This is a genomic window from Geotalea toluenoxydans JCM 15764, assembly GCF_001311985.1.
In the GTDB taxonomy this organism is placed as follows: Bacteria; Desulfobacterota; Desulfuromonadia; order Geobacterales; family Geobacteraceae; genus Geotalea; species Geotalea toluenoxydans.
Genome location: NZ_BBCJ01000024.1, coordinates 1 through 12,879 on the forward strand (window position 1 = coordinate 1; position 12,879 = coordinate 12,879).

Here is a 12,879-nt window from a genome sequence, read left to right on the forward strand (position 1 = left end):
CACCTAAACCGGCCTTGCCTGCGGAAGCAAGCAGTATAACAACGCCGACACCGACCCTGACCATTGCCAATGCCGCAGACCCGGACAGTTCCATAAAGAGCTACGACTTCGAGATCTATGCGGGCCCGACATTGGTGGCGACAGTCACCGCCATCCCCCAGGACGGCTCGGGAATGACCTCCGTTACCCTTAATACGCCGCTCGTCGACAATACCGCTTACCAGTGGCGTGCCCGGGCGTCCGACGGTGGGCTCTATGGCGCCTGGTCGGACATGGCGAGCTTTTCCGTGCATTTGCCCGTGACAAGCATAGGCGCCACCATCGACTTCGACCCCGATACTCTAAATCCCAAGAGCAACGGCACCTGGGTGGTGGTACGCATCGAACTGCCTGCCGGGTATGACCCGGCCGATGCGGACATCTCCTCCATAAGGCTTGAAGGGACCATAGCCGCCGAGGCGCGCCCCTACGAGATCGGCGATTGCGACAAAGACGGCATCAAAGACCTGATGGTGAAATTCAGGCGGAGCGAGGTGATTAAGGTGCTGCCGAGCGGAGAGAGAGTTCCGGTGCACGTAACTGGCAAGGTCGGCTCTGTGGGCTTCGAAGGGGTCGATCTGATCAGGGTTATGCAGTAGAAGGCAATCAAAACTATGGATATGGGGCGCTGCAGCTAGTTCGGCTGCAGCCGCCCCTCTACTTTTAGCAACAGATTTTTTCTGCCTCCTAATCCGTTGTATAAAGATAAATCACTGAATTTTGCCTTCGAACTGCCGATAAGCAGGGCATGAACAAAACTTTTCCCGAATATCAGCCCTTCTTTCACAAGGGTTTGCGCATTGAGATCGGCATTCCGCAGCCAAGTGGCGACATTTTCCGTGACTGGGCCATCATCAAGGACTACCAGGAAGACACCATCCTTGTTCAGCTCTCCCGCGACTATCTCCCCGCCAATGTCAAGGTCAATGTCAGTTCCATCCTTGACGCCAGCGTCCGCATAGATCAGCAGATTTATACCTGCACCAGCATCGTCACCGAACGTCAGGGGGAGCGGAACCTGCGCATCAGGCTGTTCGGGTTGTTGACCCTGAAGGAGCGGCGGCAGTTTTTCCGCTTGGAGTGTACCTTCAATTTTCGCTTTACTGACCCGGATCTGCGTATTCGGGAAGAGGTTGAGGCGGAGTGGCAGAATTGGCGTGAACTGGAGCTGATGAAGCTGCAAGGCTATGATGATTTTTCCGTAGCTGCCCGACAGGCAGAACACCAGGCTAACCACCCACCACACATCTGGCACGACAGCCGCAACATCCCTGTCGTCCTTGGCGGAGGGGGGATGGGGTTTAAGCTGGACAAAAGACTGAAACCGGAAAGCCTTCTGCACATGGAGCTGTACCTGCCGCTGTCACCGCCACGTACCATTCACACAGTGGCCGAGGTCGCCTATGTGCTTGATCCCGTTGAAACGTCCGAAAACAGCACGGTCTATTATCGCACCGGTTTTAAGTTCATTCGGCTGGAGGAGCGGGACCGGGATGATGTCTTCCGCTACATTTCCCAGATGCAGCTGATCCGGCTGAGGGAAATGAGCGAGAATCGCCCGTTTCAGTCTCCATACGATAAGGCAGAAAAACGACAAGATATTGATTGGGAGCGGATCTTGCTGCGCACCCTTTATGTGCTGTTAGTGGTTGCAGTATGCCTGTGGATCGGCAAGCTGCTCCTGACTTACCGAGAGCGTGGCAATACCAACGAAATCAAGTCCATCTATGAAAAGTCCCTCAAGAAGTATCGGAAGGAATATTAATGGGGAACTGGTAGGGTCTATCGTTTGAAGACGTTTTCCGTGCCGCTTCTCAACCGCCGGATGTTTTCCCGGTGTTTAAAGACAACCAGGGCTGCTATTATCACTGACATGGTGATTAGCAGCCCTTTTTTTCAATAAGGGCGACAAGAAAAGGTATGGCGGCTGCGGCCGTGATGGAGGCAAGGGAGACGTAACGCCATTTGATCAGGGTAAAGACGAAGATGGCCAGGGCTGCAAGTACTGAAAGGGGGGATATGCCGATGAAGACGCCGAGGGCGGTGGCGACCCCTTTTCCTCCCTTGAAGCGGAGGAAAAGGGTGTAGACATGACCAAGAAATGCGGCCAGACCCGTTGCCGCAACCCAAATCTCCGGAAGCTGCAGATGGCGGGCGATGAGCACCGGGATAAGTCCTTTCAGGCAATCGCCGATGAGGGTCATGATGCCGACTCTGCGGCCAAGGGTACGGTACACGTTTGTAGCGCCGATGTTGCCGCTGCCGGTTGTACGGATGTCGACGCCGGCTGCTTGGCAAGAAGCAGCCCTGTAGGGATCGATCCTAAAAGATAGGCGCCCATGATGAGCATTATTTCGCTGGTCACGTATAAACTCCTGGGTTTAATGAGGACTGCGCATTTTAGCTGATTTCTCCGGATGGTGCAAGGGGTGGGGTCATGCAGGACGCTGCCGTTCCAGTTTGGCTTTTAAATAAACGACGATTGCCGCCGCCAATAAAACCACATCCCGCAGCAGTGCCTGCCAGGCGGATGTTTTATCCCCTCCGCCTTGCTTGAAGCAGCCGCAGTCGATATCAAGCCCCCTGACCAGAGCCGCTGACAGGGCGATGATGAAGACGACGTTGAGGAGGATGACCAGTGCCGAGGCGGCCCTGAGCCGCCAGCCGATGATGAGCAGCAGCCCGCAGCAGATCTCCAGCCAGGGAAGAATGGCTGCTGCCAAATAGTTTGCCCAGTAGGGGAGCAGTTGATAGGCGGCGATATTGCCGGCAAAGGCGACGATGTCGTCAGCCTTGAGTGCGCCCGCATAGACGAAGACGGTGCCGAGCGCAACCCGTATGATGCTTACCATATGTCTGCCCATCAGGTTCATGGTTTACCCCCTTCGACAGCGTAGCCTGCGTCCTTCCATTCGGGAAATCCTCCGAGAAAGACATAGACATTTCCATAACCGGCTTTGATCAGCCTGTTGCCCAGGTCCATGCTGTCATGGCAGTCAAAGCCGTTGCAGTAGACGATCAGGGTGGCATCGGGTTTTACCTGACCCTTGAAACGGGCCAGGCTCGCGTCGAAGTCCCCCAGGGGCAGCGACAGTGCCCCCTTGATATGGCCGGCGGCGAAGTCAGTCTTGTCTCTGGCATCGACAAGGGTCGCTTCCCTTCGGTCATACAGCTCCTTTGTCTGCTGCAGCCCCAAGGGAAGCGGGGTGGTGGCCGCTGTTGGCTGAGGTGATGTTTCGCTTGTCCCTGCACTTTGCACAGGCTTTCCTGCCAGCACGTCCCGGAGAAGCTGGTGATTCCAGGTGATGCCGATGGTTGAAGCCAGGATGAAGATGATGGCCATCTCACCGAAAAGCTGAATTTTCTCTTTGATGTGGATCATGCGTTGCGCTCCGAAAAGGCCAGACTGAGGCCGATACCGATAAAAGTGACTCCGGCGGCACTGTTCAGGTGGCGGCTAACCGCAGGCCGCTTCCTCAGCCAGCTGCCGAGACTCCCGGAGCAGAGTGCGATCAGGCAGAAGATAACCAGCGTCTCCAGCATGAACAGGCCTCCCAGGGCCAATGCCTGGAGTTCCCCGTGCCCCAGCGTCGGTTGAATGAACTGGGGGAGGAATGAAAGAAAGAACAGGGAGACCTTCGGGTTGAGCAGATTGGCGAGGACGCTCTGGTAGTACACTCGGCGCAGACCGAGAGACTGATCAGTGGTATCGGTGGCAATGAGCGGTTCCCGGTTGCGCAGGGTGCGGTATCCCAAGTAAAGCAGGTAGCCGGCCCCGGCAAACTTGATCACGCCAAAGAGGAGGTCGGAAGAGCGGATTACCGCTGCCAGGCCGAAAGCCACCACCATGGTATGGCCAATGAGCCCGGTGGTGAAGCCGAAAGCTGCGGCCAGTGCGGCATTCCTCCCCTGTGCTATGCCCCTGGTGAGGATATAGATGTTATCGGGGCCTGGGGCCAGGGTGAGGAGTATGGATGCCGTGAGAAACAGGAAGATATTCGTCATGTAAGTGCCTTTTTGCAAATCATAGCTTGTGGTTGATCCTTTTCAGCAGGATCGAGTTGGTGACAACGGACACCGAGGAGAAGGCCATGGCCAGACCGGCAAATTCCGGTTTCAGGGTGACGTGCAACGGGTAGTAAAGCAGGCCGGCGGCAACGGGTATTCCCAGCACATTGTAAAACAGCGCCCAGAAAAGATTCTGTTTCACCTTGGCCAGCGTTCCCCTGCCCAGTTTTATGGCGCGGACCACATCCAGCAGGTCGTCCCTGACCAGGATGACATCGCCGGTCTCCTTGGCAACGTCGGTGCCGCCGCCGATGGCGATGCCTATATCGGCCTGGGCCAGGGCCGGGGCATCGTTGATGCCGTCACCTACCATTCCCACATAGAGACCTTTTGCCTGGTATTCCTTGACCACCTGCTGTTTCCGGTCGGGGAGAACCTCTGCCTCGAAACCGTCGACGCCGGCCAGGCGGGAGACGGCAGCGGCCACGTCCCGGTGGTCGCCGGTAATCATGAAAGTGGCGATCCCCATCTGTTTCAGTTCCCTGACGGCAGCGGTGGAGGTTTCCTTGAGGCGATCGGCAAAGGCGGCGACACCGATCAGCCGGTCTCCAAGCGCCACAAAGATCAGGGATTTTCCCTCAGCTGCCAGCTGTGCGGCAGCGTTGTCCAGTAATTCCGTGGCTATTGCCCCTTCTGCCAAAAGTCGTTCATTTCCTGCCAGCAGCGTTGATCCATTATAGGTGCAGGAGATACCGAAACCACCCCGCTCCTGGTAGTCTGTTACAACTTGAGGCGCGATCCCCTTTGCCTTGCCGTATTCCATGGCCGCCTGTGCCAGTGGGTGGGTGGAGAGGGATTCGGCTGCCATCAGGTGCTCCAGCAGCCTGTCCTCATTGACGGCGGGGGCGGGGACAAGGTCGGTGAGTTCGGGTTTGCCGCGGGTCAGGGTGCCGGTCTTGTCCAGGAGCAGTGCCTGGATTCGGGAGATGTTTTCCAGGACCGAGCCGCGCTTGATGAGGATGCCACGGTTGAGCCCGACACCGCTGCCGACCATGATCGCGGTTGGCGTGGCAAGTCCCATGGCGCAGGGGCAGGCAATGACGACGACGGCGATGGCCAGTTTGAAGGCGAAGAGGAAAGCTTCGTCGGTGAAAAGGTACCAGCCGAGGAAGGTGAGAAGGGCCAGAACCAGCACCACCGGCACGAAAACGGCAGAGATGCGGTCGGCAAATCTCTGGATCGGGGCCTTGTCGGCCTGGGCCTCCTGGACCATCCGGACGATCTGGGCAAGGAGGGTGTCTTCGCCGACCCGTGTGGCTTTGATGGTAAGGGGGCCGCGACCGTTGACGGTGGCGCCGGTGACCGGTTGGCCCGGGCTCTTTTCCACCGGTAGCGATTCGCCGCTGACCATTGATTCATCGACGCTCGATTGACCTGTCACCACCACGCCATCTACGGCTATCGTTTCGCCCGGACGAACCAGCAGCGTGTCTCCTACCCGGATGGTGGAGGCAGCCACCTCGCGCTCCTCTCCATCCACCAACAGCCTTGCCTTGTCGGCCTGGAGGCGGAGCAGTTTCTTCAATGCTTCTCCCGCCTTGCCCCGCGCCCGTGCTTCCAGGTATTTGCCCAGGCGGATGAAGGCGATGAGCATGGCCGAGGTTTCGAAGAATATTTCGCCATGGGCGCCGAAGGCGCCGAAAAAAGCGAACAGGGAATAGAAATAGGCAGCGGAGGTGCCAAGCGCCACCAACACATCCATATTGGCGCTTTTATTCTTCAGGGCATGAAAGGCGCCTGTGTAAAAGGTAAGGCCGGCGGTAAACTGCACCGCACTGGCCAGCAACAGGTTCAGCCAGCCGATGAGCGGATTGTGGTGCCAGGTCATGGTGAACATGATCGGCAGGGAAGCGAGCAGGCTGAAGATGAACAGGTTCCGCTGCCGGGTCAGGTCTTTCTGCTGCTCTGCCGATGCATCCTCTTCTTCCACAGGTTCGTAACCGGCCTCTCGTACCTGATTGTAGATGTCGGCGCGTACCAGCATCCCCGGATCATATTTGACCCAGGCCGATTGCTGGGCCAGGTTGACCGTGGCATGGGAAATGCCGGCAAGGGAGAGGAGTTTCTTCTCCAGTGTGGCGACACAGGAGGCGCAATGGAGGCCCCTGACGCCGAAGCGAAGCTCCCCGGCAGCGCCGAGCGGCCGAGCAGTATAGCCCAGTTCCTTGACCTTTGCTGCGATGGCTTCAGCAGAAAGTTGTTTCGGGTCATGCTCTACGGTCAGTTCTTCCAGCGGGAAATTGACGGCGGCGCTGTCCACTCCGGCCGTTTCATTGATCCCTTTTTCTATCCTGGCAGCGCAATTGACACAGGACATGCCGGATATCCTGAATCTGCTTTTGGTCATGCTGTCCCCCTGTTCCTGAATTCGCCGGCGCAGATTTTCATCACTGCCGCCAGCGGTATGGCCAGCACGATACCCCAGAATCCCATCAGTTCCCCCATGGCCATAACGGCGAAAATTACGACCAGGGGATTGAGACGCAGGGTGTGCCTCATGACCAGCGGCTTGATCAGGTTACCTTCGATAATGACGTTGATGATGAAGTAGAGCAGGCAGACCTTGGCGATGACGGAAATGTCTCCAGTCTGGGCATAGCCGATGAGCAACGGGGGGATAACGGCAATAGTCACGCCTAAAATGGGCACAACGGAGGCAAAACCGGCTAAAAGCCCGTTGAGCACGGCGAACTGGATGTCCAGCATCCACAGGGCAAAGGCGGTGAGGATTGCAACCAGGGTGCAGTCAATGGCCATGCCGAGGATGAAACGCTCCAGGGAGCTATTGATCCTCCTGCCCAGGTCAATCATCTGCCGACGGTGCCCCAGCGGAATCAACCTTTTGACCATGTCCTTGCACATCTGTTTGTAAAGCAGCATGAAGAAAATCAGGATCGGGGCCAGGATCAGATTGAAAATGCCGTAAAATATGGCGGTGAGGCGGTTGTAACCCAGGCCGGAAAGCGCCTGCGTCATCCGGTCAAAGGATTCCTTGCCCCTTTGCAGAAGCCAGATGCCTTCTTCACCGCTGTAGTAGGGGGACAGCTGAAACTGCCACTGAGTCAGCTCGCCTTTCAGGTTCAGCACGTAGTACGGATGGTATCCTTGAGCGTTTGCAGCTGATGGCCAAGATAGGGGACCAGAATGAAGAACGAGACGGTCAGAATGACTGCCAGAGCCACATAGAGGATGCCAAGTGCCGGTAGTCTGCCGAGTCCTTTTCGCTCCAGGTATTTGAGGAGCGGGTTCAGCAGATAGGCGAGTACCAGCGAGGTGAGCAGGGCGGACAGGGTATGATGAATGAAATACCCTGAAAGAAGCAACAGTGCCAGCGACGCCACGAGAACATGCGACAGAAAACTTTTTCTTTCCGGCGTCTCCCTCATGGCATCACGGTTCCCTGGCAAAACTGTCGCGGCGGATTTGTGCGGAAACGATCTTGAAGGCGGCGGCTAGGGGGATGGCGAGGATGATTCCCCAGAAACCGAGCAGTTCACCAAAGGCCATGACGACAATGATGGTAAGAAGCGGGTTCAGATCCATGGATTCCTGGAACACCAGCGGCTTGACCACGTAACCTTCCAGGAAGTAGATGACGGCAAACGATGCCGCAACCTTGATGAGCACTACCCCGCTCTGGAATTCCACATAGGCGAAAAAGAGGGGGGGCAGGGTGGCCAGGATCACACCGATGAACGGCAGGATCGAGGCGAGGCCGGCAAAGATGCCGTTCAGAATGGCATAGTCGATACCGAGCAGAAAGAGGGCGATGGTGGAAAGGACGGCGACGATGACCGAGACTATCAGCTGGCCTCTGATATAGCCGCCGACACTGGCATTTATTTCCCGGCCGATGGCGCGTATGGTTTCGCTACGCTCAACAGGGAGCCAGCTGACACATTCGTCGATGATCTGATGCTTGTAATAGAGCATGAAAAAGACCAGGATCGGCGAAAGGATCAGGTTGAACAGATTGAAAACCACATTGGCTGCGGCAGCGTAGACCCCGGCGCTGAGCTTTTCATAGAGCTTGTCCATGTTGGTCCAGATGGTGTCCATTAGCCAGTGCCACTCCTCATTGCCGAAGGCAGGTTGCAGTTCACCCTTGCCACCAAGGATCAGGTCCTTTCCCTTCTGTACATAACCGGGCAGATCCCTGAGCAGTGATTCCCAGGCAAGAGTGGTAAATGGGAGAATATAGATGATGCTGAAGACGGAAATGAGGGCGAGCGTCAGGTATAGGATGATGATGCCGTAGGTGCGGGGTATTCGTCTTCGTTCCAGGGCAACTACCGCCGGATCGAGCAGATAGGCGATGATAAAGGAGAGGAGAAAGCAGGACACGGTGTGGCGAAGGGCATATCCTGCGGCAACGATGGCCGCGGTTATCAGGATGGCTGTTACAGCTCTGCTGGAAACTGACCGTTGTGGAGACATGGGTTCCTTCAATGGCGACCTTTTTTACAGAGGCTCTGCGGACGGGTATATATCGTGTTCTTCAAGCCATTGCCCGACCCTGGTCGCCAGTAATTGTTCCTTGATCGAGGCCAGCCGTTCCAGTTCTTCGGGGTAAAAGGAAAGGATCTCGTCAAGGCGGCCGTATGGGCTCTTGCCGATGAACGTCCTGTTGAGAACCGTCTTCAGCTTTTCGTTGGCCACGCCCTTGATGAATTCGTGGAGCAGCAGCCTTTCCTGATCATAATCGAAGTAGGGGATGGCCAGATAGCGCTCCTGGTCTGCGTCGATCTCATCCCAGAATGCGTCGTCCTCGTAGTCGGCAGGGACATAGAACACTTCTCCTGTCTGCCGGTCCAGGAAATAGATCATTTCAGGGTCGGGATTTTCAAATGCATCGAGCAGATCATCCCAAACGATTTCCATATCCCGCATAACGCCCATCTGGACTCCTCGAAGACGGTCCGGTATCCGGCATGGCAATGGAACCTTACCCTTTACCGCAGGCCTTTCTTCATATATAGTGCCGGCATGCGCAGAATATTCATCGCCGATGCCCACCTGAGAAACGAAGCCGACGACAACTATCGGATGCTGCTTCGTTTCCTTTCAACCTTGAGGGCAATACCGAAACCCTTTATATTCTTGGCGACCTCTTCGAATTCTGGATCGGCAGCCACATACCGCTTTTCCCCATTATCAGCCGGTGTTGGAGCAGTTGCTCCGGCTGGCGCAGCTTGGAACGCGCATCGTCTACTTCGAGGGGAACCATGACTTTCACATGGGCCCGTATTTTACCGAAACACTGCAGGCAGAGGTCCATCCCGGACCTGCCATCATCAATATTGACGGGAAGAGGGTCTTTCTCTGCCATGGCGATCAGATCAACCACCGGGACTATGGCTATACTCTGCTCCGAGCCGTATTACACAGCCACGTCAGCAAATTAATGATTCTACTGGCGCCTGTTGCACTCACTTCCTTCATTGCCGAACGCATGTCGCGGCAAAGCAGCAGGAAGCATGGCAGTCGCAGGTTGAGATGGGATTATCCAGCTATCATCAGGCGCTTTGCCCGTCACCAGTTCAAGCGGGGCTGCGATACCGTCATATGCGGCCATTTTCATATGCCGTTCATTGAAAGATCCGGTTCGGATGATGACGGTATTCTCCTCTCCCTGGGGGACTGGATCAACCAGTATTCCTATGCCGAATTGGTGGATGGCCACCTGTCCCTGAGGGTCTTCAGTTGAAGTCCCTTCAAGCAAGACCGAACAGCCGCAGATAATTTTTTACCCGTTCTTCCAGGTCGGGAGCATCTATCAACCGGCAGATATCATCGGAGCGGTAGCTGCGGCACACTACAGGACGAGTCTCATAGCGGCTGCAGCGCTGGTCGGTATCGAGGTGGATACAGCGGGTGGCCAACGGTTTTTTCAGCGAGCTTATGTCAGGCGCAACACAGCAAGTACCGCATCTTAAACATTCCACTGATTTACCCCGTCCCAGCCTACCTCTTGAAAAACGCTTCCAGCGCCTTCTCTCCCACGTTTGAGGCTTTGATCCGCCACTTGTTCTGGTTTATGACCAAGGCAACCAGGGCAATCTGGGGATCTTCGATGGGAGCATAGGCTGCGAACCAGCTGTAGTGACCGGCAGGATCATTGCCGTTAATTGAACCGGTTTTGGCAGCAATGTTGATCGAGGCCAGCATCGGCCGGCCGCGCCTGTCATGGAAGGCCCGGCGGGAGGTGCCGCTGTTGACGGTGGTTGATAACATGCGGGCCAGCTGGCCGGTTACTTCAGGTGCTACCAGACGCTTCAGCTGCTCGGGCTTGTGGCTGAAAACAGCATTTCCCTGTGGGTTCTTCACCTCTTCCACCAACGAAGGAGCCATCATGATGCCGCCATTGGCAATGGCCGCCATTACTGCTGCGGCATGAAGGGGAGAAATCTTTACCTCTCGACCGAGGCCTGCACCCATAAGTTTCAGCTCACTATCCGTCTGTGGTATAGCTGCCCTGCTGGGAATTACCGGTGTGCCGGGGAAAAGCAGCTGGTTGAATCCGAAGCGTTCAGCACAGGAGATCAGGGAGTCTTTGCCGACCACATCGCTGGCCAGCCTGCCGAATACCGGATTTACCGATTTACCCATGGCGATGGACAAAGGCAGTTCCTGGTTTTTGCCGTGCGCCTTTACATACCAATATTTGGGGTTCTCAGAGGTAAGTCTGCCGTTGAAGGCGAAGACGGTATCCGGCGAGACTTTTTTCTGCTCCAGGGCTGCGGTAGCCGTGATTATCTTGAAAAGTGAGGCCATGGGATAGAGATTGAAGCAGGAATTTTTTTCCCAGGTGGGATTAATGCTGGAGTGGCTTGCCAATGCCAGGATTTTGCCAGTCTTCGGCTCAATGGCGACAAAAGCGCCGTAGGGCACCTTAAAATCTTCCATCAGCCTGGTGATACGTCTTTGCAATGGTTCATCGATGGCATAGACGACAGTGCCCCCGTCGGGCAAGGCGGCGCTGAGATGGTCATTTGTCAGGCTCGATGAAGGAAGCATGTCTGCCGCCAGCTGGAAAGACCGCCAGTTATCAAGCTCCTTGTAGATATCCGGCTTTTTAGCTGCTTCCATGCTGCCTTTGCTAACACTTGATAGAGCCGTTTTCGCCGAGATGAGCAGGTTGAAAATCGGGTAGCTGGCAAGGAGCAGGGCGATAATCGGCAGTGCCAGCCGCAGCCTCTTTTTTTCTGCTGGAGGTTCCTTGATGGCAGCGGATAAATCGGATGCAGGGGTGTCTTGTTGTTTGCGCAGGTTGAGGCGATGTAATCGCTTTTTTTTCGATAGGTGTTTTAGATCTTGCATGGCCGCTTTTTGAGAATCAGTTTTAGGTTTTAGAAGGTGTTTGACAATCCAGCCACTATATTCAATCAACCCATATTTGTCAACGGCGCGGCTGGCGCGATTGGGTTAAAATACATTAGGCATTCAGCTTATCTTCCGGGTAGAGATCAGGTCTTTCATGGTCAAGCCGGCAAGTGCCGCGTCAGCTGCATTATTGGCACGGATCAGTATCTCATGGGACAGCTCTTCCTGTCTGGCAACCTTTTCAATCCAATCACGATCGCCATAACCTCTGAGTGATGCCAGTACATCATTGACAGGGATTTGCTCAAGCTCCCTGGCGGGGTAGTAGGAGGACAGCTCACCGGCGGATCTTATCAGGTATCCCGAATCGGTCAGCTGGATAAGGAGTTCCCTCACCAGCCTGACCGGTACGTCCAGGGATTCGGCCAGGCGCTCTTTGGTCAGTGGTGGGCTGCCGAGATGGAAAGCGGTGGCCACTTCCTGGAGTATGGACAGGGCGAGCAGATCCATCATGGCAGGACTGATTTGCTGGGTGCGAAACTCGTGGCGGAAGGTCTTGATATTCTGGTGGGCGGCTACCACTTCGACACCGAAGAGGACGATCACCCAGCTGGTATAGATCCAGACCATGAAAATCGGGAGCAGGGCCAACGTGCCATATATGGCATTGTACTTGCCAACGCCGACCTGGAAATACAAATATCCCCACTGGGCCGCCTGCCAAACAGTGCCGGCCAGGACTCCGCCGATCAAAGCCGATTTGGCTTTGACTCTTGTATTGGGAATTAATATATAAAGGAAGAAAAGGGCCAGCCAGACGCTGATATAGGGTATGAGACGGAAAGAGAACAGCAGTACATCCCCCAGGTAGCTGGTCTGGAGCAGCCAGCGCACCACGGATTGGCTTTGCAGGGTGGTGGTCACGCTGATTGCCGCCAGCATGAGGAGCGGCCCGCTGAGGAGCACGCTCAGGTAGTCGCTGAACTTTCGCCGCAGGCTCCTGGTTCCCTTGACCCCCCAGATGACATTGAAAGCTTCCTCAATGTTGCCGAGCAGGGTTATGGCCGTTACCACCAGGGTGGCAAGGCCGATCGTTCCCATGGAGGTCATGTTGGTGTTGTTGATGTAGGTGACGATCTTGTCCACCAGCTCTTCCGAGCCGGCCGTCACCTGTTCGAGTATGTAAGGTTCCACTTTGTTCTGAACGTCGAAACCCTTGAGGACGGCAAAGGTAAGGGCAAAAAAAGGTACTATGGACAATATCGTGGTGAAGGAAAGGGCAGAGGCACGCAACAGGCAATTGTCATCCCAGAAATTTTTGACCACCAGGGCCATTATCTGCAAATATTTAACCCAATAGCGCTTAATGCCGCCATAGGCATCGGGATTCAGGTCCCAAAGATCTTTGGTGAAGAATGATATGATGTCGGCAGCGTTTTTCATCTTGTG

At 55.5% G+C, this 12,879-nt stretch carries 14 protein-coding genes and 1 pseudogene; 3 read left to right on the top strand and 12 right to left on the bottom strand.

Going from position 1 to position 12,879, the window contains the following annotated elements; translation table 11 throughout:
• The coding region (locus JCM15764_RS14965) for a hypothetical protein (protein WP_243689111.1) at positions 1-638 on the top strand (638 nt) is incomplete at its 5' end.
• Between the two features lie 149 nt (positions 639-787).
• Positions 788-1,804 (top strand): PilZ-like domain-containing protein, encoded by a 1,017-nt coding sequence (locus tag JCM15764_RS14970; RefSeq protein ID WP_054697133.1) that lies wholly within the window; start codon positions 788-790, stop codon positions 1,802-1,804.
• A 17-nt stretch (positions 1,805-1,821) separates the two neighbouring features.
• Here JCM15764_RS14970 and plsY read toward each other — a convergent pair.
• The 9 genes and pseudogenes from plsY to JCM15764_RS15010 form a co-directional block, all read right to left on the bottom strand.
• Positions 1,822-2,404 (bottom strand): annotated as a pseudogene (gene plsY, locus JCM15764_RS14975) (glycerol-3-phosphate 1-O-acyltransferase PlsY).
• A 70-nt stretch (positions 2,405-2,474) separates the two neighbouring features.
• Positions 2,475-2,912: a MauE/DoxX family redox-associated membrane protein gene (locus JCM15764_RS14980; protein ID WP_054697136.1), complete on the bottom strand. Its 438-nt coding sequence runs from the start codon at positions 2,910-2,912 to the stop codon at positions 2,475-2,477.
• Positions 2,909-3,421, bottom strand: coding sequence for a rhodanese-like domain-containing protein (locus JCM15764_RS14985; protein ID WP_054697139.1), 513 nt, complete (start codon positions 3,419-3,421; stop codon positions 2,909-2,911). Before JCM15764_RS14985 ends, JCM15764_RS14980 begins: the two co-directional genes overlap by 4 nt.
• A complete protein-coding gene (locus JCM15764_RS14990; RefSeq protein WP_054697142.1) occupies positions 3,418-4,044 on the bottom strand; it encodes a LysE family translocator in 627 nt (208 codons plus the stop codon). The genes JCM15764_RS14985 and JCM15764_RS14990 overlap by 4 nt, the downstream gene beginning before the upstream one ends.
• Positions 4,045-4,063: 19 nt before the next feature.
• A complete protein-coding gene (locus JCM15764_RS14995; protein WP_054697145.1) occupies positions 4,064-6,454 on the bottom strand; it encodes a heavy metal translocating P-type ATPase in 2,391 nt (796 codons plus the stop codon).
• Positions 6,451-7,194 (bottom strand): AI-2E family transporter, encoded by a 744-nt coding sequence (locus tag JCM15764_RS15000; protein ID WP_279384476.1) that lies wholly within the window; start codon positions 7,192-7,194, stop codon positions 6,451-6,453. Before JCM15764_RS15000 ends, JCM15764_RS14995 begins: the two co-directional genes overlap by 4 nt.
• Positions 7,188-7,448: an AI-2E family transporter gene (locus JCM15764_RS26990; protein WP_279384477.1), complete on the bottom strand. Its 261-nt coding sequence runs from the start codon at positions 7,446-7,448 to the stop codon at positions 7,188-7,190. Before JCM15764_RS26990 ends, JCM15764_RS15000 begins: the two co-directional genes overlap by 7 nt.
• 49 nt (positions 7,449-7,497) lie before the next feature.
• A complete protein-coding gene (locus JCM15764_RS15005) occupies positions 7,498-8,544 on the bottom strand; it encodes an AI-2E family transporter (protein WP_054697148.1) in 1,047 nt (348 codons plus the stop codon).
• A gap of 24 nt (positions 8,545-8,568) precedes the next feature.
• Positions 8,569-9,006: a UPF0158 family protein gene (locus JCM15764_RS15010; protein WP_054697151.1), complete on the bottom strand. Its 438-nt coding sequence runs from the start codon at positions 9,004-9,006 to the stop codon at positions 8,569-8,571.
• Positions 9,007-9,280: 274 nt separating this feature from the next.
• On the opposite strand from JCM15764_RS15010, the gene JCM15764_RS15015 reads away from it, so the two are divergent.
• Entirely contained in the window at positions 9,281-9,814 is a 534-nt protein-coding gene (locus JCM15764_RS15015) for a UDP-2,3-diacylglucosamine diphosphatase (RefSeq protein ID WP_369412346.1), read from the top strand.
• 7 nt (positions 9,815-9,821) lie between these two features.
• Here JCM15764_RS15015 and JCM15764_RS15020 read toward each other — a convergent pair whose 3' ends face one another.
• From JCM15764_RS15020 to JCM15764_RS15030, 3 genes are all read right to left on the bottom strand, one after another.
• Positions 9,822-10,052: a hypothetical protein gene (locus JCM15764_RS15020; protein ID WP_054697154.1), complete on the bottom strand. Its 231-nt coding sequence runs from the start codon at positions 10,050-10,052 to the stop codon at positions 9,822-9,824.
• A gap of 19 nt (positions 10,053-10,071) precedes the next feature.
• Positions 10,072-11,427 (bottom strand): penicillin-binding transpeptidase domain-containing protein, encoded by a 1,356-nt coding sequence (locus tag JCM15764_RS15025; RefSeq protein ID WP_054697158.1) that lies wholly within the window; start codon positions 11,425-11,427, stop codon positions 10,072-10,074.
• A gap of 123 nt (positions 11,428-11,550) precedes the next feature.
• A complete protein-coding gene (locus JCM15764_RS15030) occupies positions 11,551-12,873 on the bottom strand; it encodes a YihY/virulence factor BrkB family protein (RefSeq protein ID WP_054697161.1) in 1,323 nt (440 codons plus the stop codon).
• Positions 12,874-12,879: the final 6 nt, after the last annotated feature.